24 protein-coding genes and 1 pseudogene are annotated in these 25,401 nt (G+C 67.5%); 8 read left to right on the top strand and 17 right to left on the bottom strand.

The annotated features are described in order from the left end of the window. Window positions 1-79 precede the first annotated feature (79 nt). The 7 genes from V5F84_RS17900 to V5F84_RS17870 all read right to left on the bottom strand — a co-directional run bounded on the left by V5F84_RS17900 (window position 80) and on the right by V5F84_RS17870 (window position 6,981). Window positions 80-844 carry an SDR family NAD(P)-dependent oxidoreductase gene (locus tag V5F84_RS17900; protein ID WP_394041469.1) on the bottom strand — a complete coding sequence of 255 codons (765 nt, stop codon included), beginning with the start codon at window positions 842-844 and terminating at the stop codon, window positions 80-82. A 29-nt stretch (window positions 845-873) separates the two neighbouring features. Next, entirely contained in the window at window positions 874-1,758 is an 885-nt protein-coding gene (locus V5F84_RS17895) for an ABC transporter permease (protein WP_394041468.1), read from the bottom strand. Window positions 1,759-1,794: 36 nt separating this feature from the next. Beyond that, the gene (locus V5F84_RS17890; RefSeq protein WP_394041741.1) at window positions 1,795-2,592 is read right to left on the bottom strand and encodes an ABC transporter ATP-binding protein; all 798 of its coding nucleotides are present in this window, start codon (window positions 2,590-2,592) and stop codon (window positions 1,795-1,797) included. A gap of 99 nt (window positions 2,593-2,691) precedes the next feature. Then, window positions 2,692-3,468, bottom strand: a complete 777-nt coding sequence (locus tag V5F84_RS17885; RefSeq protein WP_394041467.1) for an enoyl-CoA hydratase/isomerase family protein — start codon at window positions 3,466-3,468, stop codon at window positions 2,692-2,694. After that, on the bottom strand, window positions 3,465-4,688 hold the full coding sequence (locus tag V5F84_RS17880; protein ID WP_394041466.1) for a CaiB/BaiF CoA transferase family protein: 1,224 nt from the start codon (window positions 4,686-4,688) through the stop codon (window positions 3,465-3,467). Before V5F84_RS17880 ends, V5F84_RS17885 begins: the two co-directional genes overlap by 4 nt. A gap of 14 nt (window positions 4,689-4,702) precedes the next feature. After that, window positions 4,703-5,821 (bottom strand): acyl-CoA dehydrogenase family protein, encoded by a 1,119-nt coding sequence (locus V5F84_RS17875; protein WP_394041465.1) that lies wholly within the window; start codon window positions 5,819-5,821, stop codon window positions 4,703-4,705. Window positions 5,822-5,829: 8 nt separating this feature from the next. Continuing rightward, complete coding sequence (locus V5F84_RS17870; protein ID WP_394041464.1) at window positions 5,830-6,981, bottom strand: acyl-CoA dehydrogenase family protein; 1,152 nt, start codon at window positions 6,979-6,981, stop codon at window positions 5,830-5,832. 169 nt (window positions 6,982-7,150) lie between these two features. Between V5F84_RS17870 and V5F84_RS17865 the strand changes: the two genes are divergently transcribed. Further along, window positions 7,151-7,981: an IclR family transcriptional regulator gene (locus V5F84_RS17865; RefSeq protein WP_394041463.1), complete on the top strand. Its 831-nt coding sequence runs from the start codon at window positions 7,151-7,153 to the stop codon at window positions 7,979-7,981. Between the two features lie 61 nt (window positions 7,982-8,042). Here V5F84_RS17865 and V5F84_RS17860 read toward each other — a convergent pair whose 3' ends face one another. The 4 genes and pseudogenes from V5F84_RS17860 to V5F84_RS17845 all read right to left on the bottom strand — a co-directional run bounded on the left by V5F84_RS17860 (window position 8,043) and on the right by V5F84_RS17845 (window position 11,585). Further along, a complete protein-coding gene (locus V5F84_RS17860; protein ID WP_394041462.1) occupies window positions 8,043-9,050 on the bottom strand; it encodes an ABC transporter substrate-binding protein in 1,008 nt (335 codons plus the stop codon). Between the two features lie 244 nt (window positions 9,051-9,294). Further along, window positions 9,295-9,915 carry a pyridoxamine 5'-phosphate oxidase family protein gene (locus tag V5F84_RS17855; protein WP_394041461.1) on the bottom strand — a complete coding sequence of 207 codons (621 nt, stop codon included), beginning with the start codon at window positions 9,913-9,915 and terminating at the stop codon, window positions 9,295-9,297. 74 nt (window positions 9,916-9,989) lie between these two features. Further along, a pseudogene (locus V5F84_RS17850) lies at window positions 9,990-10,555 on the bottom strand (carboxymuconolactone decarboxylase family protein). 124 nt (window positions 10,556-10,679) lie between these two features. Beyond that, complete coding sequence (locus tag V5F84_RS17845) at window positions 10,680-11,585, bottom strand: LysR family transcriptional regulator (RefSeq protein ID WP_394041460.1); 906 nt, start codon at window positions 11,583-11,585, stop codon at window positions 10,680-10,682. Between the two features lie 267 nt (window positions 11,586-11,852). Between V5F84_RS17845 and V5F84_RS17840 the strand changes: the two genes are divergently transcribed. The 4 genes from V5F84_RS17840 to V5F84_RS17825 are packed head-to-tail and all read left to right on the top strand — an operon-like array spanning window position 11,853 to window position 14,838. After that, the gene (locus tag V5F84_RS17840; RefSeq protein ID WP_394041459.1) at window positions 11,853-12,551 is read left to right on the top strand and encodes a peroxiredoxin-like family protein; all 699 of its coding nucleotides are present in this window, start codon (window positions 11,853-11,855) and stop codon (window positions 12,549-12,551) included. Then, entirely contained in the window at window positions 12,548-13,288 is a 741-nt protein-coding gene (locus V5F84_RS17835; RefSeq protein WP_394041458.1) for a glutathione S-transferase N-terminal domain-containing protein, read from the top strand. The genes V5F84_RS17840 and V5F84_RS17835 overlap by 4 nt, the downstream gene beginning before the upstream one ends. Further along, on the top strand, window positions 13,278-14,087 hold the full coding sequence (locus V5F84_RS17830; RefSeq protein WP_394041457.1) for an SDR family NAD(P)-dependent oxidoreductase: 810 nt from the start codon (window positions 13,278-13,280) through the stop codon (window positions 14,085-14,087). The genes V5F84_RS17835 and V5F84_RS17830 overlap by 11 nt, the downstream gene beginning before the upstream one ends. A gap of 43 nt (window positions 14,088-14,130) precedes the next feature. Continuing rightward, entirely contained in the window at window positions 14,131-14,838 is a 708-nt protein-coding gene (locus V5F84_RS17825) for a glutathione S-transferase family protein (RefSeq protein WP_394041456.1), read from the top strand. A 137-nt stretch (window positions 14,839-14,975) separates the two neighbouring features. Here the strand turns inward: V5F84_RS17825 and V5F84_RS17820 are convergent, their stop codons facing one another. After that, window positions 14,976-15,548 (bottom strand): CGNR zinc finger domain-containing protein, encoded by a 573-nt coding sequence (locus V5F84_RS17820; RefSeq protein ID WP_394041455.1) that lies wholly within the window; start codon window positions 15,546-15,548, stop codon window positions 14,976-14,978. Between the two features lie 171 nt (window positions 15,549-15,719). Here V5F84_RS17820 and V5F84_RS17815 point away from each other — a divergent pair, with 171 nt between their 5' ends. Continuing rightward, a complete protein-coding gene (locus V5F84_RS17815; RefSeq protein WP_394041454.1) occupies window positions 15,720-16,253 on the top strand; it encodes a GlcG/HbpS family heme-binding protein in 534 nt (177 codons plus the stop codon). Window positions 16,254-16,495: 242 nt separating this feature from the next. Further along, the gene (locus tag V5F84_RS17810; RefSeq protein ID WP_394041453.1) at window positions 16,496-17,509 is read left to right on the top strand and encodes an alpha/beta fold hydrolase; all 1,014 of its coding nucleotides are present in this window, start codon (window positions 16,496-16,498) and stop codon (window positions 17,507-17,509) included. 108 nt (window positions 17,510-17,617) lie between these two features. Here the strand turns inward: V5F84_RS17810 and V5F84_RS17805 are convergent, their stop codons facing one another. Next, window positions 17,618-18,694, bottom strand: coding sequence for an NAD(P)H-dependent flavin oxidoreductase (locus V5F84_RS17805; protein ID WP_394041452.1), 1,077 nt, complete (start codon window positions 18,692-18,694; stop codon window positions 17,618-17,620). 154 nt (window positions 18,695-18,848) lie between these two features. Here V5F84_RS17805 and V5F84_RS17800 point away from each other — a divergent pair, with 154 nt between their 5' ends. Further along, window positions 18,849-19,718: a LysR family transcriptional regulator gene (locus tag V5F84_RS17800; protein ID WP_394041451.1), complete on the top strand. Its 870-nt coding sequence runs from the start codon at window positions 18,849-18,851 to the stop codon at window positions 19,716-19,718. A 10-nt stretch (window positions 19,719-19,728) separates the two neighbouring features. Here the strand turns inward: V5F84_RS17800 and V5F84_RS17795 are convergent, their stop codons facing one another. The 4 genes from V5F84_RS17795 to V5F84_RS17780 form a co-directional block, all read right to left on the bottom strand. Then, complete coding sequence (locus V5F84_RS17795) at window positions 19,729-21,093, bottom strand: MBL fold metallo-hydrolase (protein ID WP_394041450.1); 1,365 nt, start codon at window positions 21,091-21,093, stop codon at window positions 19,729-19,731. Further along, window positions 21,075-22,934, bottom strand: a complete 1,860-nt coding sequence (locus V5F84_RS17790; RefSeq protein WP_394041449.1) for a gluzincin family metallopeptidase — start codon at window positions 22,932-22,934, stop codon at window positions 21,075-21,077. Before V5F84_RS17790 ends, V5F84_RS17795 begins: the two co-directional genes overlap by 19 nt. Window positions 22,935-23,306: 372 nt before the next feature. Beyond that, window positions 23,307-23,837 (bottom strand): flavin reductase family protein, encoded by a 531-nt coding sequence (locus V5F84_RS17785; protein ID WP_394041740.1) that lies wholly within the window; start codon window positions 23,835-23,837, stop codon window positions 23,307-23,309. A gap of 217 nt (window positions 23,838-24,054) precedes the next feature. Then, window positions 24,055-25,119 carry an NAD(P)-dependent alcohol dehydrogenase gene (locus V5F84_RS17780; RefSeq protein WP_394041448.1) on the bottom strand — a complete coding sequence of 355 codons (1,065 nt, stop codon included), beginning with the start codon at window positions 25,117-25,119 and terminating at the stop codon, window positions 24,055-24,057. Between the last annotated feature and the right edge of the window lie 282 nt (window positions 25,120-25,401).

Below are 25,401 nucleotides of genomic sequence, written 5' to 3'. Positions count from 1 at the left end.
CGGAACCCTGAGGGAGTGAGAGTCTTTGGCTATCGTATTTTCTTCACACGAACCGGTACCCACTTCGCTTGAAAATACTCTAGAGGGAGGAAACGAGATGCCCGCCGTCCACCGGCAGCACGACGCCCGTCAGCGTCGGCGCCGCATCGCCCGCGAGCAGCAGCAGGGGCGCGTCGAGATCGGTGAGGCGGGAGAGCCGGCGCTGGGGGATGCGCTTGATCAGCGCCTGACCGGCGGGGGTGGCGAAGAAATCCGCGTTCAGCTCGGTTTCCAGATAGCCCGGGGCGAGCGCGTTGACGCGGATGCCGTAGCGCGCCCATTCGAGCGCCAGCGCTTGGGTCATCTGTGCGAGGCCGGCCTTGGCGATGGCGTAGGGTGCGACGTTTCCCGCCACCCGCAGCGCCAGGATGGAGGCGATGTTGACGATGCTGCCCCCGCCGCTCTCCTGCATGGCGCGGGCCGCGCCCTGGGCGATGAAGAAGGCGCCGCGCAGATTGGTGTCCACCACCTGGTCGAACTGCGCCGGCGTCAGCTCCAGCGCCGGGGTCGTATCGGCGACGCCGGCATTGTTGATCAGCACATCCAGCCGGCCGAGCGTCCGCTGCACCTCACCGAAGAAGGGCGCGATGGCGTCATCATCGGTCACGTCCAGGGCGAGCGGGGTGATGTCCCAGCCCTTGGCCGTCGCTTCCTCGGCGAGCGCCGCCAGCCGGTCGGTGCGCCGCGCGGCGGCGATGACGCGCGCGCCGGACCCGGCCAGCAGCCGGGCGAAATGTTCGCCCAGGCCCGAGGAGGCGCCGGTGACGACGATGCCCTTGCCGGCGACATGGTGCGCCAGATCCATACTCTCAACTCCGCGTCGTTCGGCCAGACTCAACGCTGCATGCCCCAGCGGCGCACAGTGTAGCGCTCGATGGTCTGGAAAATGACCCCTTCGATGAACAGGCCGACGATCATCACGGTCATCAAGCCCGCGAACACGCCGGGCGTTTCCAGCAGATTGCGGTTCTCGAAGATGAACCAGCCAAGCCCGCCCTGGCCGGCGGAGACGCCGAACACCAGTTCCGCCGCGATCAGCGTGCGCCAGGCGAATGCCCAGCCGATCTTCAGGCCCGAGAGGATGGAGGGGAAGGCGGCCGGGATCAGGATCTGAACCACGAAGCGCAGCCCGCGCAAGCCGAAGGTCTGCCCGGCCATGCGCTGGGTTTCCGAGACCGCCAGGAACCCGGCATGGGCGTTCAGCGCCACTGCCCACAGCACCGAATGCACGATCACGAAGATCAGGCTCGGCACGCCGAGGCCGAACCACAGCAGCGCCAGCGGCAGCAGGGCGATGGCCGGCATGGGATTGAACATGGCGGTGAGCGTGGAGAGCAGGTCGGTGCCGATGCGGGTGGAGACGGCGAGCGTGGTGAAGATGGCGGCGAGCGCGATGCCGAGCGCATAGCCCATCACGAGGATGCGCAGGGACACGCCCAGGCGCTGGGGAATGCGGCCGTTGATGATGTTGTCCCAGAGCGCCTGCAAGGTTTCGGTGAAGCTCGGGAAGATCAGCGGATTGTCCAGCCAGCGGCCATAGAGTTCCCACACGATGGCCAGCGCGACGAGCACCAGGGCGCGCCGCACGATGGCGTGGGCGAACATGCGCTGGAAGAACGGCAGGGGGGCTTCCACCGCCCCGGTGGTGACCGGCGGCAAGGTGGTGCGGACATATTCGGGCCGGATCACCGGCTCCAGCTTCATCGCGGTCTGCGACATGGGGATCTCCTCGGGATGGGTTCGGCGGCCGCGCGCTCAGTGAGCCGGCTGGGTCTCGTCGAACAGCATGGTGTGGATGCGCCCGCAGAGGGTCTGGAACTCGGCGCCGCCCTGGTGGCTGGCGTCGAAATGGTGGGAGTTCAGCTCCGCCTTCACCTGTCCGGGGTGGGGCGAGAGCACGAGGATGCGATTGCCGATCAACACCGCCTCCTCGATGGAATGGGTGACGAACACCACGGTGAAGCGAATGTCGTCCCACAGGTCGAGCAATTCCTGCTGCATCTTGCGGCGGGTCAGCGCGTCAAGCGCGGCATAGGGCTCGTCCATCAACAGCATGTCGGGGCGCATGCCCATGGCGCGGGCGATGGCCACCCGCTGCTTCATGCCGCCCGAAAGCATGTGGGGATAGGCGTCCAAGAATTTGGTCAGGTTCACCTTCTCCAGCACGTCCACCGCGCGGGCGTCGGCCTCGGCCGCCGACATGCCGTTGGCGCGCAGCGGAAAGGCCACGTTCTGCCGCACCGTCTTCCACGGCATGAGCTGGTCGAATTCCTGGAACACCATCATGCGGTCCGGGCCCGGGCGCGTGACCACCTGACCCTTGAGGCGGATCGCCCCCTGGGTGGGGCGGATGAAGCCGGCGATGGCCTTGAGCAAGGTGGATTTTCCGCAGCCCGACGGCCCGAGCAGCACGAAACGGTCGCCTGGGAAGATCTCGAAGCTCACCTCGGACGTCGCCGTTACCAGATGGTCGCGCGTCTTGTATTGCAGCGTCACGCCGTCCACTTCGAGCAGCGGCTTGACCTTGGCGTCGGGATATTGCGGCGTGGGCATGTGTTTCATCTGGCTCCCCTGAGGGTCGATCTTTTTATTGCTTTTCAATGTCTTGAAGGGCTGCTTGTCTTGGGTCGGCGGCTTGGCGGGCCGGGGAGATCACGCCTTGGCTTTGGCGGCGATGAAGCTCTCCACGGCCTTCTTGTGATCGTCGGTGGAGGTGATCACCGCGTAATGGGAGGAGATCATATCGAGATTGGCGCGCAAATCGTTGCGCATGCCCTGGTAGACCGCGCGCTTGATCATGCGCAGGGTTAGCTGCGGGGCGCGGGCGATGCGGCGGGCGATCTTTTCCACCTCGCTCACCAGCGCCGCATCGTCGAACACTTTGTTGACGATGCCGATGCGCATCGCTTCCTCCGCGTCGATGAAATCGCCGGTGAAGAACAGTTCCAGCGCCTTGGCGGTGCCGACGAGGCGCGGCAGGAAATGGGCGCCGCCGGCCCCGGGCACGAGGCCGACCTTCACATAGGTTTCCGCGAAGCGCGCGCTTTTTGCGGCATAGCGCAGGTCGCACATGAGGGCGAGGTCCATGCCCGCGCCGGTGGCCACCCCGTTCACGGCCGCGATCACCGGCTTGTCCAGGTCCTCCAGGGTGAGGGGAATGCGCTGGATCTTCTCAAACAATTCGTCCTTGCGCTGGGCGGGTTCCTGCTGGAGCCGGTCGCCCATTTCCACGATGTCGCCACCGGAGCAGAAGGCGCTGCCGGCGCCTGTCACCAGCACCACCTTCACGGCGGGGTCGGCGCGGCAGTGCTGGAGCGCGTCGGTCCAGGCGGCGATCATGTCAAAGGTGAAGGCGTTCATCCGCTCGGGGCGGTTGAGCAGGATGGTGCCGACGCCGTCGCTGACGGTGAATTTGAGATGCGCGCTCACGAGATCCGCTCCATTTCGGCGGGGGCGTCGGCGGTGTCGGCCAGCGCGCGGATTTCCTCGGCCGTGAGGCCGGCTTCCGCGAGGATTTCCGCGCCGTGCTCGCCGAGCCGCGGGGCATGGTGGCGGATGCGGAACGGCGCCGCGCTGAACGACACCGGCTGGCGCATGGAGCGATAGGCGCCCTCGCTCGGATGTTCTTCGATGGAGAAGAAACCCACCTCCTGGAGATAAGAATCCTCCAGCAAATCATCGAGCCCGTTCACCGGCATGCAGGGGATGGAGACGCGATCGCAGAAAGCTTCCCATTCCGCGGTGGTGAAGCGCACCGCCTCCTGCTCCACCGCCGCATAGAGCACGTCGATATTCTGCACCCGCTCGCCGAGGGTCGCGAAGCGCGGATCGTCCTTGAATTCGGTGCGGCCGGTGAAATCGAAGAAGTCGCGCCAGTTGCGATCCGAATAGGGCAGGATGCAGGCATAGCCGTCGCGCGTGGCGTAGGGCTTGCGGCGCGGGGAGATCACCCGGTTGAAGCCGGGCGGCCCGAGCGGCGGCTCGAAGGCCGCGCCCACCATGTGCTCCACCAGGTTGAACTCCACCATGGTCTCGAACATGGGCACCTCGATCGCCTGCCCGCCGCCGCCGTTCGCGCGCTGGAGCAGGGCCGCCATGATGGACGAGGCGATGGCCTGCCCGGCGATCTTGTCGCACAGCACGGTGGGCAGATAGCCCGGCGTGCCGTGCATCGCCGCCTGGAGCGCCGAGAGGCCGGAGCCCGCCTGGATCAGATCGTCATAGGCCGCCTTGTCCGCATAGCGGCCCTTGGCGCTGAAGCCATAGGCGCCGCAATAGACGATGTCGGGATTGAGCGCCTGGACCGCCGCATATTCATAGCCGAGGCGGGCGATGGCCTTCGGCCGCATGGAATGGACGAACACGTCCGCCCCCGCGATCAGCCGGCCCAGCGCGTGCCGCGCCTCGGGCCGCTTCAGGTCGAGGACGAGCGAGCGCTTGTTGCGATTGAGGTGCAGGAAATTCCCCGCCATGCCGGGCGTGCGCGAGGGCTTGTAGCTGCGGAAGGTGTCGCCTTCCGGCGATTCCACCTTCACCACGTCGGCGCCGAGATCGGCGAGGATATGGGTGGCGAAGGGCCCCATGATGACGCTGGTCAGATCGATGATGCGCACGCCGGCAAGCGGGCCGCTTTTCTCAAATGAAGACACGGATCTTGCTCTCCTCAATCCTGCGCGCCGCAAGGGCGCAGGGCCACCAGCGTGGGCCACAGCGCGTCTCCGCCCCGGCCGCACACCGCGCGGCCGATGCGCTCCTGCCAATGGGCCTCGCGGCCGAATTCGTCGCGCCAGGCCCACAGGCGGCGCGTGAAGAAATGCAGCGGGTGCTCGTGGGTGAAGCCCATGGCGCCGTGCACCTGGTGGCAGATTTCCGCCACCTTGCCGGCGGCTTCCCCGCAGCGCGCCTTCGCCACCGCCACCGCGAACGGAAACTGCGCCCCGCCCCAGGCGGAGGCCGCCAATTGCGCCGCCGCGCCCGCCGCCGCGCACTGGCCGGCGGCCTCGGCGAGCATGTGCTGGACCGCCTGGAAGCGGCCGATGGGCTTGCCGAACTGCTTGCGCTCATTGGCATAAGTCAGCGCCAGATCGAGGCAGCGCTCCATCGCGCCCACCATCTGCTGGGCGCGGATGAAGGCGCCGAACATCATCAGCCCGTCGGCATCGGCAAGCAGGGCCGGCAAGGGGCGGATGTGGCCGGCGCTCACCTGCACCCCCTCAAGCGTGAGGCCGTCGCGCGGCTCGTTCGCCACGTTCCGACGGGTGCGGACCGGCCGGTCCGCATGGGGCAGCAGCACGAGATGGGCGACGCCGTCGCCGTCCTGAGCGATCAGCAGGATGAAGCTTGCCCGCGCGCCCCAGGGCACCGAGGCGAGGCTTCCGCTCAGCACCGCGCCTTCACCGTCGAATGAAAGCGCAAGGGCGGTGCCGGTGGCGAGCGTCACCGGGCCGTCCGCGGCCTCGCCGCCCGCGCGCGTCCAGAGCGCCTGCGCCATCAGCGTTTCGGCGAGCGGAGCCGGCAAGGCATGATAGGCCGCGCGGCGGAGGATCTGGCCGGCGGTGACGGCGGAAAGCCCGGCGCCGCCCGCCTCTTCCGGCACCAAAGCGAGGGGCAGCCCGGCTTCGCTCACCGCCGCCCAGGCGGCGACGGGAAAGGCCCCCTCATCGGCCGCCTTCAGGCAGGCGGGGGTGACGTGGTGGGCCAGCAGGCGGTCGGTCTGCTCCAGCAGGATGGCGGCGAAATCGTCCTCTCCGGACGCGGCGGGGGCGGTGTTGATATCGAGCATGGGATGTCTCAGCGCAGTCCGAGGCCGCGCGCGGTGACGCTGCGCAGGATTTCCCGCGTGCCGCCGCGCAGCGTGAAGGAAGGGGCGCGCAGCATCACGTCCGCGAGCGTCTCGGCGAACGGATCGTCCTGCGCATCGAGGCTGGATTCCACCGGCATCAGGCGGCGTGCCACCTCGGGAATATCGCGCTCGAAGGCGGTGCCGACATCCTTCACCAGGGCCGCTTCCACGTTCGGCATCTCGTTGCGGCCCAGCAGAGCGGCGACGGACGCCGACATGTTCATGAGCGCGGCCATATGGGCGACGAGGCGCCCGGTCTCCACCGCCTGCTGGCGGTCGGGCTCTTGGCCGATGCGGTCCACCAGTTCCACGAGCAGGCGGTAGTCGGACATGAAGCGGTCGGGGCCGGAGCGCTCGAAGGCCAGCTCCTGGGTGACCATGTCCCAGCCCTGGCCCTCCTCGCCCACCATGAGCGCATCGGGCACCAGATGGTCGGTGAAGAACACCTCGTTGAATTCGTGATGACCCGAGAGATCGTAGATCGGCCGCACCACGATGCCGGGCGCCGACATGTCGATGATGAACTGGGTCAGCCCGCCATGGCGGTCCGGCCCGGCATCGCCGGTGCGCACCAGCGCGATCAGATAATGGGCGCGGTGGGCATTGGTGGTCCAGATCTTCGAGCCGTTCAGCACGAAGCCGCCTTCGGTACGGGTGGCGCGGGTGCGCACGGCGGCGAGATCGGAGCCGGAATCCGGCTCGCTCATGCCGATGCCGAAATAGCATTCGCCGGCGCAGATGCGCGGTACGATGAGGTTCTTCGCGTATTCGGTGCCGTGGCGCAGGATCTGCGGGGCGGATTGCCGGTCGGCGATCCAATGGGCGCCACAGGGGGCGCCGGCCGCCAGCATCTCCTCGGTGACGACGAAGCGCACGAGGCTGGAGCGTTCCTGCCCGCCATAGGCTTTCGGCAAGGTGACGCCGACAAATCCTGCGGCCGCCGCGCGCCTGGAGAAGGCGGGGTCGAACGTGCTCCACGAACAGCGATGCGAAACGAAAAGTCCGGCGTCGCGCTCTGCTTGCAGAAAGGCGCGAACATCCTGCCGGACCTGCTCGGCTTCCGCCGGAAGATGGTCGAAGCCGAATCGAAAGCTTTGCATATGGGCGGCGCTCCCTTGGCACTCCGCTTATCCCCCGTGGCTTTGCGGGGCGCGGTGTTGTTGAGGGGAAGAAAGCATCCGCGCGGGGGGCGCGGCAAGCGCATTACACATATATGGAAAAATCATCAGATATGTGATCAATTGCGGCGCGCACGTAACGGGAGCGGCCATGCGAACGCCTGTAAAATCAAAGATCTTCCAAGAAGACGATGGGGTCCGCCCGGTCACGGCGGTCGGCGATATGGCGGACAGCCCGGTCGTCAAATCGGCGGAACGGGTGCTGCGGATTCTGGAATATTTCGACGAGATCCAGCGCGATGCGCGCGTGACGGAGATTGCCGCGCATCTCCAGTTTCCCCAATCGTCCACCTCGGCGCTGCTCAAGAGCTTGGCCCAGCTCGGCTATCTGGATTACGACCGGGTGCGGCGCACCTTCCTGCCCACCGCCCGCGTGGCGCTGCTCGGCACCTGGCTGAACGAGGGGCCGGTCCATAACGGCCGCCTGCTGCGCCTGATGGAGGAAGTCTCGCGGGAAAGCCGCGACACCATCATTCTCGCCGTGCGCAACGGCATCTATTCTCAATATATCCACGTGGTGCAGGCGACGACGCCGATCCGCTACCACGTGCCCCAGGGCTCGCGCCGCCTGCTGGCGTGGTCCGGCACCGGCTTCGCCCTGCTGATGCGCGCCCCGGACGAGGAGGTGCGCGCCCTGGTCGCGCGCACCAATGCGGAGGCGCCGAGCGAGCGGCCGCGCATCGATTATCGCGCCGCGCTCGGCCATGTGCATGAGGCGCGGCGCGCCGGCTATTTCTTCTCCCGCGCGCTGGTCTCGCCCGGCGCGGGCGCGCTCGCCATGCCGCTGCCCGACGGCATCGAGCGCCGCAACCGGCCCATGGTGATCGCGGTTTCCGGCGTGCTGGAGGACATCGAGCGGCGCGAGCACGAGATCATCGCGCTGCTGCGCGACACCATCGCGCGCTATCTGGTCTCCGATTGAGCATGCCGGGAAGGACGCCCGAAGGCGCCCTTCCGCTGTCCGCGCGGCGTGTGCCGCGCCCTCAATCGCCCTTGCGGTCGGCGATATAGGGGAAGAAGACATCCTGCCATTTCTCCGGCATCTTCTTCATCATGCCCTGGTCCACCATGTATTTCGCATAGGTCATCACGCCCTGCGGCTCGGTCTGGTAGATGATCGAGCCGTCGCTGATGATCTTTTCGGCTTCCGCCTGGGCGAGCTGGACGCTCTCCGATTTCAGATAGATTTCCGCCGCCTTTTTCGGGTCGGCGCGGATCAGCTTGCAGGCTTCGTCCAGCCCCGCGAGCAGCGCCTGGGCCGCCTTGGGATTGGCATCGGCGAAGGATTGCATGCCCGCGAGCGTGGCGGCGGTCGCCTCCTTGCCGCCGAACAGGTCGGCGGACACCAGGATTTTGTGGATCTTCGGGTCGCGCTCCAGGATCTGGGAGAAAGGCGGGGTGGCGAAATAGCCGCCGATCGCCTGGCCGGCCAGCAGGGCCGCGGTCGCGTCGGGATGGGGCAGGCTCGCCATGAGCGCATCGGCCTTGCCCTTGTCGCCCAGATCGCGCTGGGCGGCGACGCGCAGCAGAATTGCCTGGGGCGAGTTGAAAGCCGGCACGGCGATCTTCGCATCCGGCGTGAAATCCTTGAACGCCTTGATCTCGGGCCGGTTGGTGAACAGCGTGTAGGTGATCACCGACAGGCCGCCGAGGCTCTTCACCTGCTGGCGGCCGCGGGTCTTGTCCCAGGCGATCAGCGCCCCCGCGATGCCGAACGCGCCGAAATCGATGCTGTTGGAGAACAGGGCGTCATTCATCGCCGCGGAGCCGGAGAAACGGTTCAGCGTCACCTCAAGGCCCGGCAGTCCCAGCGCCTTGGCCTGCGAGTCGAACAGCTTTTCCTCGGCCGCCACCACAATGGGCAGATAGACCAGGCCATATTGCAGGCCGATCCGCACTGTGGAGGTTTCCGCGCGCGGCGCGGTTGAAAAGGCGATGCAGAATGCGGCGACAAGACAGGCAATGGCCCTCTTGGGGGCGTTCGTTTTCATTTTCTCTCCCTTGAATGTCCGGCGCGCGTCGGTGGCGGATACTTTCCGCTTCTTCCGGCCGGCCCGGGCGGTCGACCATGGCGCAAACACGGGCGGATCAAATCATCCGCCGCGCCGGTCGCGCAACGCGCATCGCGTGCTTGGAAGAGAATATCACGGATGTGTTGATCCGTTGCGATGCGGTACGGGCGCGGGTTCGCCGTCGCGTTCAGCGCCCCGGCCCGCATGTTCGCGCGCCGCCCTCTCACCCCGCGCCGTTCCCGAGACGCGCCAGCTGCGCTTCCAGCTCGGCGATGCGCCGGTCGCGCGCCTCCAGCGCGGCGGCGACATCGGCCGCCTCGAAACGCTGGGGAATATGCTGCGGGCAGTTCATGTCCCAGGCGGTGAGCGTGAACACCAGCGCCTGTTCCGGCACGCCCTTGTAGCCCGCGACCCGCAGGGACTCCAGCAGGGCCGGATCGTCCTCCACCGCCCGGGCCGTGCCCCACATCTTGATGCGCCGGCGGTTCGCATAATCCATCAGGAAGATGTGCGCGGCCGGGTTCTCGCTGAGATTGCCGAGCGTGATGTATTGCCGGTTGCCCTTGAAATCGGCAAACGCGATCGTGTGGTCATCCAGCACCCGCAGAAAGCCGGCGGGGCCGCCCCGGTGCTGGATATAGGGCTGGCCGGCGGCGCTGGCGGTGGCGAGGTACATGCTCGTCTGCGCCGCAAGGAAGGCGGCGAGATCGGGCGTGATCGCGTCGCGCCAGCCGCCGGTCTCCTCCAACCGGCGATAGCCGGCGCGCGAGCCCTTGCGGGCCTGGATCGCCTTCACCGCCGGGGAAAAGGCGACATCGCTCGGAACGGATAAGGGTGAGGTCATCGGTGCCTCCTGTGAGGGGCCTCTGCGCGCGTCCTGCCGGCCAGCGGCGCCGGCCGGCGGGAACGTCGTGCGGGTCAGGCCGCCTTGCGCGTGTTGACCACCGGGAAGTCGATCTCGGTCTGCGCGACTTCGTTGATGTAATTGGTCCAGGTGTTGAGGGCGACGTGAAGCACGATCTCGATCACCTGGCCGTCGTCATAGCCGGCCGCCTTTACAGCCGCGACTTCGCTTGCCTCCACATGGCCGCGCTGGCGCGCGACGCTGGCGGCAAAGCGCACCGCCGCGTCGGCTTTCGGGTCGGTCGAGGTGCCCGCGCGGTTGGCGGCGATCTCGGCCGCGTCCAGCTTGGCAAGCGCATGGCCGAGATAGGTGTGGGCCGAGAGGCAATAATCGCAGCCGTTGATCTCTGCGATGGCGATGGCGATGCGCTCGCGCGTCGCCGCCGGCACTCGCCCTTGCCGAGGGCGGCATTGAGCCCGAGATAGCCTTCCAGGGCCGCGGGGCTGTTGGCCACGAGGCGGAACAGGTTCGGCACGCTGCCCAGCTGGGCCTTCACGGCGTTCAGCAGCGGCTGGGCGGCGGCGGGGGCGTCCTCGATGGTGGCGGGGGTCGGAATGCGGGGGCTGGAAATGTCAGACATGGGATCGTCCTCCGTTGGGGCGCCGATCGCCGGCACCCGTGGACGGAAGATGATCTCGTCTGGCAGAAACGATAATCCACCGCGTTTGTAATTGATTGTTTCGCCAGATGGAATGATGCGCCACTCAGGCGCCCCACCGGGCCGCGCTGCGCCGCAGCGCCCGCCGCAGGAAGTCGATGAACACCCGCACCTTTGGGGCGAGGTGGGGGGTGGGCGGGTAGAGCGCGCTGATATCGGTGCCCGGCGCCACATGGTCGGTGAGGAGGGCTTTGAGCGCGCCGCTCGCAAGCGCGTCCCCCACCATCCAGAACGGCACCATCGCGATGCCCATGCCGCCGAGCACGGCCGCGCGGATGGCTTCGGAGCTGTTGGTGGAAAAGCTGCCGCTCACGCGCACGGAAACCGGCCCGGACGGCCCGGTGAAGGGCCATTCGTTTCCGGTCGCGAGGTATCGGTAGAGGATGCAATCGTGGTCGTGCAGATCATCGAGCGTGCGCGGTTCCCCGCGCGCGGCGAGATAGGCCGGGCTTGCGGCCAGCACACGCCGGCTCTCGCCGAGATGCCGCACGATCAGGTTCATGTCGGACAGGCGGCCGATGCGGATCGCCACGTCGACCCGCTCTTCGATGAGGTCCACGAACCTGTCGTTGAGCGAAAGATCCACGGCGAGGCCGGGATAGAGGCGCAGGAATTCCGGCAGCTCGGGCATGATGTGCAGGCGCCCGAATGCCACCGGCGCGCCCACCCGCAAGGTACCCACCGCCGCATCCTGGAGGCGCGAGACGCTGGATTCGGCCTCCGCCAGATCCGCGAGCAGGCGCTTGGCATGATCGTAGAACCGCGTTCCCGCCTCGGTCAGGCTGAGCTTTCGCGTGGTGCGCTGGAGCAGGCGGGCGCCAAGGTGGCGCTCGAGTTCCACGATCTGCTTGCTGGCCGTGGGCTGGGAGATTCCCGCCGCGCGCGAAGCGGCCGAAAAACTGCCGGTTTCAACCACGCGCACAAACAGGCTGAGGGACGCAAATCGGTCCAAGGTGGCCCCATTCATTCCTTTGAAGAATGAATCATATGCGATCGACCGGGATTTTGGAAATCGCGGGATCAGATCAAATGCCCGGCGAATGCTGCTGGTGGAACCGCCCATGTCCTTCCCATCGCAATTGTCCTTCGCATTGCAAATGTCCTTCCCGCCGCACATCCCCGTTCCGCTTTCCCTCGATGCCCGGCCTTCCCGCCGCGCTTCGAAGGCGCCGGGGCGTCTCCCCTTGAAGCCGGCGCATGCCGCCGGGCAGGTGTTCGCATGAGCCTGGTCCAGGATCTCGCGGCCCGGCGGGCCGCCTTCGAGCGCGAGGCGCCGCGCGACCGGGTCTCGCTCTATGAGGGGGCGATCGAGGATCTGCGGCGCTCCGGGCTGCTCGACGTGGCCTTGAGCGCCGGCCAGGCGGCGCCGGATTTCATCTTGCCGGATGCCCAGGGGGAGGATGTCCGGTTCGCCGAAATCCTCGCGAAGGGGCCGGTGGTCCTCACCTTCTATCGTGGGGGATGGTGCCCCTACTGCAATCTCCAGCTGCGCGCGTACCAGCAGGCGCTGCCCCGCATCCGGGACCTGGGCGGGGCGTTGCTCGCCATCTCACCGCAGCTGCCCGACCGGTCCAGGGAGACGGTCGCCACCGGCGGCCTTGCCTTTCCGGTGTTGAGCGATGTCGGCAATGCGGTCGCCGCCACCTACGGGCTGGTGTGCGAGCTGCCGCCGCAATTGCGCGAGGCCTATGCCCGCAACGGCATCGAGCTGCCGCAGATCAATGGCGAGGCCCGCTGGCGCCTGCCCGTGCCCGGCACCTTCGTGGTCGCCCCCGACGGCCGGGTGCTGATGTCCTACGTCGATGCCGATTACCGCAATCGCCTCGATCCCGAGGAAATATTGAACGTGTTGGCGGATCTGAAGGACGAGCAGGCGCCGGACCCGCGGCCCGGCCCCTCGCAGGGAGAAGGTGCATGATCGAGCTGTTCTACTGGCCCACCCCCAACGGCCACAAGGTGACGATGCTGCTGGAGGAACTGGGCCTCGCGTATCGCATCCACCCCATCGACATCAGCGCCGGCGACCAGTTCAAGCCGGACTTCCTCGCCATTTCTCCCAACAACCGCATGCCGGCGATCACCGATCCCGATCCGGCCGACGGCGGCGCGCCCGTGAGCGTGTTCGAGTCCGGCGCCATCCTGGTCTATCTCGCCGAGAAGGCCGGGCGCTTCCTGCCGAACGACGTGCGCGGCCGCAAGGCGGTGCTGGAATGGCTGTTCTGGCAGGTGGGCGGTCTTGGCCCCATGGCCGGGCAGAACCACCATTTCGTGCAATATGCGCCGGAACGCATCCCCTATGCCATGGAGCGCTACGTCAAGGAGACCAACCGGCTCTATGGCGTGCTCGACCGGCGCCTGGCGCTCGTGCCGTTCGTCGCCGGCGCGGACTATTCCATCGCCGACATGGCGATCTATCCCTGGGTCGTGCCCTGGCGCCGCCAGCAGCAGGATCTCGAGGCTTTTCCCCATCTCAAGCGCTGGTTCGCGGGTATCGCGGCGCGCCCGGCGACCGTTGCGGCCTACGCGAAGGGCGAGCCGTTCCAGACCCGCCCGGCGGTGACCGAGGCCGGCAAGAGCCTCCTGTTCGGCCAGACCGCCGCCAGCATCGCCACGCTTTCGGCAACCCCCTCCACGGAGAAGAACAATGAAGCTTGAGGACAAGAGCGTTCTGCTCACCGGCGCGGGCAGCGGCATCGGCCGCGCGGCCGCGCTCGCCTTCGCCCGCAAGGGGGCGCGCCTGCTGCTGGCCGGGCGTCGGCTCGCGCCGCTCGAGGAGACCGCGGCCCTGGTGCGCGCGGCCGGCGGCTCGGCGCAGGTTCAGGTCTGCGACGTGACGGTCGCCGCCGACCGGGCGGCCTTGATCGCCGCCGCATCCGCCGCGTTCGGCGGCCGGCTCGACATTCTGGTGAACAATGCCGGCAACGTGCGCGCCGGGCGCCTGGAGCAGATCCCCGAAGCGGAGATCGAGGCCATGCTCGACCTCAATCTTCTCGCGCCGATCCTGCTCTCGCGCGCCGCGCTGCCCCTGCTGCGGGCGAGCGGGGACGCGGCCATCGTCAACGTCTCCTCCGGCTTCGGGCTCGTGGGCGGGCCGTTCTATGGGGCCTATGCCGCCGCCAAGGCGGGGCTCGGCCGGTTCGGCGAGGCGCTGCGCCGCGAGCTGATCGGCGAGGGGGTGCATGTGATGACGCTCTATCCCACCGCCACCGACACGCCGATGCTGGCCACCAACAAGGCCGGCCCCGATCTCGGCTTCGTGCGCGAAACCCCTGAAGCGGTGGCCGACGGCCTCATCGAGGGGCTTGAGAGCAATGCCCGCGAGGTGATCCGCGGCGGCGCGGCGCGGCTTGCCATGATCACGAAAAACCGCGATGAGCCGGAGGCGCTCGACGAGCGTTTCCGCACCATCAAGGCCGATCTGGAAGCCGCCGTCTCCAGCCATCGCGCCTTCTGAAGGCGCGTGCTTTTCCTGTCTCCTCCCCGCCCATGGAGCTTCGATGATCAAGTTCTATTTCCACCCCACGCCCAATCCGTACAAGGTGGCGCTGTTCCTGGAGGAAGCCGGGCTTGCCTATGAGGTGGTCCCGGTGGACACCCGCAAGGGCGAGCAGCACCTTCCGGCCTTCCGCGCCATCAATCCCAACGCCAAGCTGCCGGCGATCGTCGATACGGACGGGATTGGCGGGCCGACGGCGGTGTTCGATTCCACCGCGATCCTGCTGTATCTCGCACAGAAGATCGACCGCTTCCTCGGACGCCCGCACGACCGTGGCGACCTGCTGTCCTGGCTCATGTTCATCGCCACGGGGGTCGGTCCCTATTCCGGCCAGTCGGTGCATTTCCAGCGCGCCGCACCGGAAAAGCTGCCCTATGCGATCAATCGCTATCGCCGCGAAGTGGAGCGCCATTACCACCTGCTGGACGAGCGCCTCGCCTCCGGGCGGACGTTTTTTGTGGGCGACGAGATCAGCATCGTGGATATGTCGGCCTGGGGCTGGCTGACGCGGGCCTCGTTCGCGCTGGGCGTGGAGGAAGATCCGCTCGGGGCCTTCCCCCATCTCAAGCGCTGGTTCGAGCGGGTGGATGCGCGCCCGGCGGCGGTGCGGGCCCGCGCGGTGGGCAGCAATGTGACTTTCAAGCAGGAGATGGACGAGGTCGCCCTGCGCGCCCTGTTCCCACAGAACTACCCGGCGACCGTCGCCTGAAGATGCGGCCGGCCGCATGTGTGGCGGCGGCGGAAGGATTGTACATCTTTAGCGACCAAACGGGTTGGCGCCCCACCAGGCGGTTGCGGACCAAGCGGAAGCCGGCGTGCTTGAAGAAGGCGCGCCGGCGGGCCCGGTCAGTCGCAATGCAGGCTCGATCTGCGGGCCCTGTGGCTGCGCACCTTGTGGCGGTTGCCGCACAGCGCCATGGAACACCAGCGGCGGGTGGCGTTGCGGGCGGTATCGTAGAACACCAGGGTGCAGTCCGGCCCGTTGCAATGACGCATACGATGGGGCTCGAACGCGCCCACGAAATCCGCGAAGTCGAGGGCGATGGTCCCAAGGGGGCCGATCGGCCCGTCCGGCGCATCGCGGATCGTCAGCGCGCCGTCCGCCTGTTCGAGCCGGCGGTGCGTGGCAATCTTCGCCAGCTCGCGGTTGACGGCGGCGAGCGCGTCCGCCGGCGGCGCCTTTTCAGCCAGCATGGCTTCAAACAGCACGGCGAGGTGGGCGCGGAAGGCCCGCGCGGCTTCGGCCGGGCCGTTCGCGCTCAGGCCCGCTGCCCGGCGCCACCGCGCCCAGCCGTCTTCCGTCGCGAGAAAATCGCCGAAAGCGGCCGGGGCGGAATTGACGAAATCAATCCATAGCCGCCCGCCCAGAAAGGGCATGCCGTCCCGCAGATCACCGGACTCCCTTTCGGTGTCGGTCACGCAAGAAACCTTTCAAAAATTATTTACAGGTTACATCTGTCGCTTGTAACCACCAATTTAGTCGCAAAGCGGTTTCGCGCAAGTGCCCCTGGCGCTGCGGCCCGATCCCTATGGCGACGCTGCCCTGCCGAGTGCCGTGCGGGCGCGGCTTTGCTTTCCGTGGAGATTTTCATGCTGAAGACCCTTCGGGCCCGGCGTCTGGCCGTGCGCGCCCTGGCATTGACGTGCGCCTTTGCAAGCCTTCCGCCGGCCATGGCCCAGGTCCATGGGAGCGGCTATCGCCTGCCGCTGGCGCTGGCCATGGAGGCGGTGGGAGAGGCCGTGCGGGCCTGCGGCGCCAGCGGCTACGATGTCTCGGCCGCAGTGGTCGACGCCTCGGGCGAAACCATCGCCTTCGCCAAGGGCGATCACAGCACGGTCCACACCAAGGATACGAGCTTTCGCAAGGCCTACACGGTCGTCACGCTCGGGCCGATCTTCAAGTTCGAGAGCCTTGGGGCCTTCGTCGAGAAGATGCGTGGCAATCCCAATGCGCCCGCGTTCGCGAGCCTGCCGAACATCCTCCTGCTGGCGGGAGGTGTCGCCGTGACGGCCAACGGGGAAAGCGTGGCGGCGATCGGCGTCGGCGGCGCGCCGGGGGGCGAAAAGGACGAGGCCTGCGCGGCCGCCGGGCTCGCCAAGATCAAGGATCGCCTGCCGCATTGAGGGCGGCTGCGCCCTGCCGCGGGGTGATGCGGATCGCGTTGCTCGGCGGAGCTCGGGGGAGGAGGGGGAGGGAGGAGGAGGAAGGGGGAGACCAATGGCACGCTCGGAGGCACCCGCCGGGCGTGCCTTCGCACGTCCGCTCGGCGCCGTTCGCCGCGCATGTAACTGTTAAAAATTACATTGACAGGTTTCAGATTCTCAGACACCGTTGAAGTCACAAATCAACAGTTACGGAAATTCCCATGCCGTCCCTTGCCCTTCCGCCGTCCTCCAAGCTCGCCCGCTTCTGGCGCGGCGGCCTGCTCGCCTCCACGCTGTTCAGCGCCATGTCGATCCTTCCCGCCGCCGTGGCCCCGACCGCCGCCCGGGCCGAGGCGGCGCAGCCGGTCCTGTCCAAGACCGTGACCATCGACGGGCTGGAGATTTTCTATCGCGAGTCCGGGCCGAAGGACGCGCCGGTGCTTTTGCTTCTGCATGGCTTTCCTTCGTCCTCGCACATGTATCGCGATCTCATTCCCAAGCTCTCTTCCAAGTATCGCGTGCTTGCGCCGGACTATCCGGGCTTCGGCTATAGTTCGGCCCCGGCGCTGGGCACGGGCGCGTTTCCCTACACGTTCGCGGCGGTCGCGGACCTCATCGACAAGTTCACCGTCGCGGTGGGGGCGAAATCCTATGTGTTGTTCGTGCAGGATTACGGCGGGCCGGTGGGTCTCCGCCTCGCCGTCAAGCATCCCGACCGGCTGCGCGGGCTGATCATCCAGAACGCGGTCGCCAATGCGGAAGGCTGGAATCCGGATGTGGTCGCCCAGCTCGCGCCGTTCTGGAAAAACCGGTCGGCGGAGACCGAAAAGCCGATCCGCGAGCTGCTGACGCCGGACGGGGTGAAGTTCGAATACACCCATGGCACGACCCGGCCCGAGCGCCTGTCGCCCGATGCCTGGACCTCTGACCAGGCGGGGCTCGACCGCCCGGGCAATACGGACATCCAGCTCCAGTATTTCACCGATTATCAGACCAACGTCGCCTCCTACCCCGCTTGGGGCGAATTCCTGAAGGGCGCGCAGCCGCCGGCGCTGATCGTCTGGGGAAAGAACGATCCTTATTTCACCATGAAGGGCGTCGAATATTTCAGGACGATCCTGCCGAAGGCCGAGGTGCATCTTTATGATGCGGGCCATTTCGCGCTGGAAACCTATGGCGAGGAGATCGCCGCGACCACCCTCGACTTCCTCGGCCGGCTGCCCAAGGCGCGCTGACCGCGCGCTGACCGCGCGCTGACCGCGCGCTGACCGCGCGCTGCCGCGGAGCCGTGCGCCGGCCCCGCGTGATCACAGGCCACGGGATCGCGCGATCCCGTGGCGGTTTCAGCGCCCAAGCTTCTCCAGGGTCTCCGCCGCGAGCCGGCGGGTGAGTTCGCCCGCCGGCAAATGCCGGGCGAGGCGCGCGGCCTGGCCGGACCATAGATTGGTGAAGGCGTCCGAACCCTCCGCCTCCGCTTCGGCCCGTAGCGGCGCGAGCGCGCCTCCGGCCAGGGGGAAGCTCGGCGCATCCGGGCTGAGCGGGCCGATTTCCCGCATGATCCGGTTCATGAGCCCCCGTGCGGGCCGGCCGGTGAACAGGTTGGTGAGCGCGGTGCTCTGGTCGTCGGCGGCATCCAGCGCCGCGCGGTGCACGGGCAGCACGTTCGCCTCGGGGCTGAACAGATAGGCGGTGCCGATCTGCACCGCCGACGCGCCGAGCGCCAGGGCCGCGACGATGCCGCGCGCGTCGGCGATGCCGCCCGCGGCGATCACCGGCACCGAGACCGCATCCACCACCTGGGGCACCAGGGCGAAAGTGCCGGACTGGCGGGCCAGGTCGTCGCTCAGGAAGTGCCCGCGATGGCCGCCGGCCTCCAGCCCCATGGCAATGACCGCATCGCAGCCGTGCTGTTCCAGCCACACCGCCTCGGCGACGCAGGTGGCGGAGGAGATGATTTTCGCGCCGGTGGCCTTCACGCGCGCCAGCAGAGCCGCGTCGGGCAGGCCGAAATGGAAGCTGACCACCTTCGGCCGCTCGGCCTCGACGATGGTGCAGAACGTGTCATCGAACGGCGCGCGGCCACCGGCCGGGATCGGCGCTTCGGGGTCGAGCCCGCGTTCCAGATAATAAGGCGCAAGGCGCGCCCGCCAGCGCAGGGTTCCCTGCGGGTCCGGCTGCGGCGGGGTGTGGCAGAAGAAGTTCAGGTTGAGCGGGCGCCCTGCAAGGCCGGGACGCACCGCGTCGAGATTGGCGCGCAACTGGTCCGCCGTCAGGAGCGCGCAGGGCAGGGCAGCGAGCCCGCCCGCCCGGCCCACCGCGACCGCCAGCTCGGGCGAGCCGGGGCCGGCCATGGGCGCGAGCAGGATCGGCACTTCGATGCCGAACAGGTCGAGGATGCGGCGGTCGGGCCATTGGGTCATGGCGTTTGCCTTTACGGGGCGCGAACCGCGGCGCGGGCGGCGCCGGGTGCGCGATCATATCGGGGAGCGTGGGTATCGCGTTGACGGGTCGTTCTGCAAATGAGAATATAATTCTTAAATCATTCTCAAAATCAGATCAAGCGAGCGGCGCGCCTTGGATTTCTCCACCCTTGAAATTTTCGTGGCCGTGGCCGAGACGGGCAGCGTCACCCGCGCGGCGGAGCGCCTCGGCCGGGTGCCGTCCAATGTGACGACCCGCCTGCGGCAGCTGGAAGAGGATCTCGGCGCCGCCCTGTTCCTGCGTGAGGGCAAGCGCATGGATCTGACCGCCGAAGGGCGCACCTATCTGGATTTCGCGCGGCGGATCCTCTCGCTCGGCGCCGAGGCGCGCGGTGCCCTGAACCCCGGCCGTCCCACGGGGCGGCTGCGGATCGGCGCCATGGAGAGCACGGCGGCAAGCCGCCTGCCGGGCCCTCTCGCCGCCTTCCATCGCGCATGGCCGGACGTGGATCTTCAACTGAAGACCGGCACCAGCCGCGCCCTAATGGCGGATGTGCTGGGGCATGGGCTCGATTGCGCCCTGGTGGCCCGCCTGCCGGGGGAGGAGGGCTCCGACCCCTCGCTCGTCCCGGATCTGGAAAGCCGCGCGGTGTTCGAGGAAGAGCTGATGCTGGTGCTCCCCGCCAGCCACCCGCCCGTGCGCACGGCGGACGATCTGGAGGTGAAGCGGCTCGCGGCGCTGGAGGCGGGGTGCACCTATCGCCGGGTGGTGGAGACGTGGCTGGCCCGTTCCGGCACACGCGAGCACGTGCTGCGGCCGCTGGATCTGCGCTCCTATCACGCGATCATCGCCTGCATCGTCGCCGGCGGCTGCCTCGGCGTGATCCCGCGCTCCGTGCTGGATCTGCACCCGCCCGTGCCGGGCGTGGCATGTCAGGTGCTGGCACGGATGGAGACCGTCTTCATCCGCCGGCGCGGCTTTCAATCCGCGGCCTGCGATGCCTTTATGGCCGCGTTCGGGTGAGCCGCGCCGCTTATGCGGTTAAAATGACGTCGACGAAGCTGCTGCCGGTGAGAATCCGTTCCAGGTCCGTGCGCTGGGGCTGCGGAGCATTTATGTCCTGGTGCTCGAAATCGCGATATTTCGGGATGGCGGAGACATCCTTGCCCACGGCCTGGAAGCGGTCCTGGTAATTCTGCCCATTGCCGACGCGCCGACCGATCTCGGCGAGCAAGGCGGTGCGGGGAATGGTCTTGTATTTGGAACGCTCCGTCGAGGCGACGGCGAAGGCGCGCGCCGCCGCGCCGGGGGCCGGCAGCGGGAGGATGGCGTCGAGAATGGCGGTGGATTCGGGGAAATCGCCTGCCGCCCCGTCCGCCCAGGGGGTGGCATTCTCGCTGCCGTGATGGCCGATCTTGAGGAAATCCAGCGCACCGCCGAGCTGCTGGCGGCGCTGGTTCCACATCACGTTCCAGGCGCCGTTGGACTTGCCCTCCTTGTAGGGCTCGTCCCATTCGGCATCGCCGACGAACAACAGCCGCTTGCCGCGCCATTCCACCAGCAGCACCACGCTTGAATTGTTGGTGACCTTGCTGGAGAGCGCGGCGAAGGCGAGCGCGCTCGACAACATGCGCGAACGCAGCTGGCGAAAGTCCGCGGCGGCGATATTGGCGGGCAGCGCCGAAGGGGCGTCCGCCGACGGCGGGCTGGGCGCGGGGGCATCGAGGGCGCCGGACGCGCTGAGGGCGGAAAAGGCGTGGGCGGCCGGCGCCGTCTTGCCGAGATAGAAGCGGTCGATGTCCGCCTCCGGGCCGAGCACGTGGATGGCGGCGCCGGTGAGCGGCAGGCCGTAATCGGCGTTGGTCTTCCCGGCCTCGACATAGCGGGGCGTGATGGCGTTCGCCTTGGGCAGGCCCTCGCGCAGGGCGGCCATGGCGCCGTCATTGTCGATGCCGAACATGTCCGCGAGGTCCTGCACCTGCGGGCTCAGGGCAAGGCCGGACGCGGTGAGGCCGCGCATGGCGGCCAGCGCCACGGCGTGCAGTTTCTGCGTGCCCTTGGCCTGCGGGTGGTCCGGGTCCATCGCGGCGTTCATCCAGATGGCGCCGATCTTGAACGGTGCGAACAGCTTGGGATCGCAGCCGGCGATGTGATCCTTGTGCTCGTGGGTGATCACCAGCAGGTCGAGCCGCTTCTTGCCGCCCGCCGTGTCGGGCAGGAGGGTCGCCAGATCCTTCAGCGCGGCTTCCAGGAACCGGCCGCCGCTCCAGCTGCCGCAGTCGATGAGCATGTGGAAGTCGGCCGCCGCCCCGTCCACGCGCATGGCGCCGGGGATGCGGCAGAAGATGCAATCGCCGAGGCCCACATCGTAGACGCGGATCAGGAGCTCATCTGCCATGGCCGTCCTCCCGTTGCTTCCGCATTGTGATTGTGCCCGGCCGAGACGTGGGGCGTCAGTTCGAAGCGCAGCGTTCCGTCCACGGTGCGTGCCGCGAACAGGGGCACGGCCTCGGCAATCAGGCCGGCCGCGCCGCCGACTTCCGCGCCCACCTTGCCGCCGCCGATGCTGGCGGCGAGGTCGTCCAGATACCGCGCGCGCCGCGCGGCGCCCTCCTGCGCCTCCGCGAGGGCGCGCTTGCCGGTGCCGCACGCCTGGGCGCCGGGCTTGCGCGCCCAGGCGACCGTGTTGCCGTTCTCGTCCAGCACCAGGGTGCCGCCGCACAGAAGGCTGGTGGTTTGCCCGGCATAGGCCCCGAAGCGCGGACCTTCCAGAACCATCTCCTCCCGCCAGACATATTGCAGGATCACCTGCTTGGGCAGGCGCTGCCCCGCGCGCGACAGTTTTTCCGCCGTGAAGACATCGGCGATGATCGGATCGACGGCGTAGGGAATGAACAGGCTTCTGCGATTGTCGTCGAGAAAGCGATAGGCGGCCGCGCGCGAGCTGGCGATGTCGCGCACGTCGTGGAACACGTCGAGCGCGAGCGGCGCGAAGACATAATCGGGCGCGAGCAGGGCCGCGCCTTCTTCGCCATCCAGGATGCCGCGGGCGATGAACACGTCCGCCAGCATCTTGCGGTAGCCCGCCGGGTCCGTGGGATTGGCCACCGCTTCCGCACGCAGCATGGCGCGGGCATAATCGGCGAAAGTCGCCTCCACCGGCGGCAGGAGGTCGAGCGCCTGGATCGCCATGGTCTGCACGCGCTGCACCGTGTACCAGAGCGCGTCGGCGACCGAGATGTTCTTGCCCCGCGTGCGATATTGCACCGATACGCGCAGGAGGAAGTCGAACATCGCGCCCGTGAGCACTTCCGAGACGTCGTGGGGCTCCAGCCTCGTCGGAAGATTGGCCATGGTTCGCTCATTGGTCGCGCTGCGCAGATAGTCCTGGCCTTTCGCGGCCTCGCCGAATTGCCGGGCGATGCCGGACAGCAGGACCTCTCCCGCGAGATTGTCGCCGGCGCGCTTGGCGATTTCCTTTCGGAACCGGTTGTTGCGGAACACCATGAGGATCGCCGTGAGATCGCCCACGAATTCATGGAACGCGGCGGTCTGCGGCGTGACTGATTCCAGGAAATAGGGACGAATGCCGTCGAGGATGGCATGGCCCAGCTCATGGACCACGATGTCCGAGGAGAGGCACGTATGCACGCGCGCATCCCCGTCGTCGAAATAGTAGAATTGCAGGGATTTGCTTTGCCGGTCGTAATAGGCGTTCTGGCCATATCCGGCGTTGGGCACCACGATCAGGCGATTGCCCTGGAAACCCCAGAGGATGCGCCGGCCGAGGCCGAAGGCGTTTTCGAAATGATCGAGCGTGTTCTGCACCACGGCCCAGGTGCTCATCTGCCGATATTGGGTGGTGTCGGTGGCGTGCTGGTCCAATATTTCGTCGGACACGCCCCGGAAGACGCCGTTCGCGGCATCCCAGCGCGCCGGCGGGCTGAGCGTTCCGGTGGTGGCGTCGAAATCCACCACGGCGAAGCGGGCACTCGTGGGCCCGTCGCCGATGCCCGGCTCCCACGGCACCGTGAAGCCGGTATCGATGCCCACGCCCGGGAATTCCGCCGCCACGAGCGGGTCCTTGAAATAGACATCGACGGGGATGCGCAGGCCCGCGGCGTCCTGCCCCTCCTTCGTGAGGAACCGCCGCACGCCATAGAATTCGCGCCGGGCGCCGAGGGCGAAACGCACTCCCTCGGGTTCCGTGGGCGGGCCGGCATCCGTGGTCTCGTCCATCGACCCCTCCCTGTCGCATGCCCGGTCCGGCGGTCGCAACCGCATGCGGAACCGGCTTGCCGGAGGCGCGGCGCCTCCGAAGAATAACGGGATGCTGTGCTTAATCCGACACGCGTGGACTTTGATCTGCGTTCGAATACGTCATCTGCGCGAAGGGCGTTCGCCGCATAATTGGAATACTTGGAATAATTTGAACACTGGGGAATGACCGGCGCAGGCACCCATCCGATCGGTCTTTCGGCGGCCGGATGAAGTCGCTCACGCGGCAAAGTGTGGTGCAGGGCCGTGTCATTTGCAACCACAGATAACGCTCCGCGGCGGCAATTCGCACGCTCCCCGCGCGCCGCCAGCACCCTCGGCGTCAGGCGCGCGTTACGGCATCCTGGAGGGAAGGGTGATCGTCTCGCCATCCACCTGGAACGTCCCGTATCCATGGTGATGAATGGTCTTCGGCGCCTTCTGCTTCGGGTCGTGCCACGCTTTGACGACTTCGAGAACGAAGAGATTATAGGCATTCACGAGCCGCGTATCCCGCACCACGCATTCCAGGTTCGCGAAGCACTCCGCAACCAGCGGCGCCGGCACCTGGGCGGCCGGCAGGGGCGTGAGGCCGCAGGTGGCGAACTTGTCCGTCTCGCGCCCGGAGCAATTGCCCACCGCGACCACCTTGGACGCAAGCTCCACGGCCGGAATGGCGATGACGCACGCCTTCGTGGCGCGCAGGGCGGTGAAGCTGAAATCGCCGCTGCTGACGATGCAGGCGATCAGGGGCGGGGTGAACTCCACCATCATATGCCACGACATGGTCATGACATTCGCACGCCCCTTGTGGCGCGTGGTGAGCAGAACCACCGGCCCAGGCTCGATCAATTGATACACCTGCGAAAGCGGCAAGTCCTTCATGGAAGGCGCGTCCTTCATCGAAGGCATTTCCTTCATCGCAGGCGCCTCCTTCATCGCGGGGGTGTCGGCACGGCAGGAGACAGCTATTTGAAGAGTGTCCGACATTCCTGCGGGCCTGCGCCTTGAGCTGTGTCAAGGGACACGGGCACAAGGCGGAGGGATCGGGCCGGGCCGCCCATGATTGGATCGGCGGCCCGCGCCGCGTCGGCCGAACCGCTCAGGCCGCCTGCTTGAGCGTTTCCATGTCGATCACGAAGCGATACTTCACGTCGCTTTTCAGCATGCGGGCGAAGGCCGCCTCGATGTCCTGCATGGCAATCATCTCGATATCCGCGACGATGCCGTGCTCGGCGCAGAAGTCGAGCATCTCCTGGGTTTCGCGGATGCCGCCGATGAGCGAGCCGGCAATCTGGCGGCGGCCGAAGATCAGGGTTCCCACCGACGGCGAGGGGTGCGGATGGGCGGGGACGCCGACCACGGTGAGCGTGCCGTCGCGCTTCAGAAGGGCGGTGTAGACGTCCAGATTGTGGGACGCCGCCACCGTATTGAGGATGAAATCGAAGCTGCCGGCGTGGGCCGCCATCTCCTGCGGGTCGGTGGAGACCACCACCGTGTCCGCGCCCAGCTTCAGGGCTTCCTCCCGCTTCGCGGCGGAGGTGGTGAAGGCCACCACATGGGCGCCGAGCGCATGGGCGAGCTTCACGCCCATGTGGCCGAGGCCCCCGATGCCGACGATGCCGACCTTCTTGCCCGGGCCCGCCTTCCAGTGGCGCAGCGGCGACCAGGTGGTGATGCCGGCGCACAGGAGGGGCGCGACCGCAGCGAGGTCCTTCACATCATGACGGATCGCGAGGACGAAATGCTCGTCCACGATGATCGCCTCGGAATAGCCGCCATAGGTGTTCGGGACGCCGCCGCGCACGGCGCCGTTATAGGTCTGGATGAAGCCGTGCTCGCCCTCGCAATATTGTTCGAGGCCGTCATCGCAGGAGAAGCAATGGCGGCAGCTTCCCACCATGCAGCCCACTCCGACGAGGTCGCCGGTCTTGAAGCGGCTGACCTCGCCGCCCACGGCGGTCACGCGGCCGACGATCTCGTGGCCGGCCACCGCCGGATACATGATGCCGGCCCATTCGCTGCGCACGGCGTGAAGGTCGGAATGGCAGACGCCGCAGAACAGGATGTCGATGGCCACATCCTTCGGGCCGGCCGCGCGCCGCTCGATGGCGAAAGGCGCCAGCGGCGTCGTGGATGATTGGGCGGCATAGGCTTTAACTTGCATCTCGGGCTCCATCGACGAATGGAAAACGCGCGCGTCGCGCGCGCCCTCCTTATCAACGAAGCGCTCAGCTGGCATCCCATGCGGCGGCCGCTCGCGGGATCGTGCGCCGCACCCACCGCCGGACCCACCGCCGCATCCACCCCCGCAGCCAGGATCGGCGCGCAGGCGATGGCGTTGGCCGCTCGCCGAAACGGTGTTGGAGGGCACGTTCCCGGTCGCCTGAAGGATCGCGGCCGGCAAGCCGGCTGCCGGGTCGCTTCTTCCATGCCGTCCCCGCGCACG

This window comes from Roseixanthobacter liquoris (assembly GCF_043195135.2).
Taxonomy (GTDB): domain Bacteria; phylum Pseudomonadota; class Alphaproteobacteria; order Rhizobiales; family Xanthobacteraceae; genus NCEH01.
This window is presented reverse-complemented; position numbering and strand designations above follow the sequence as displayed.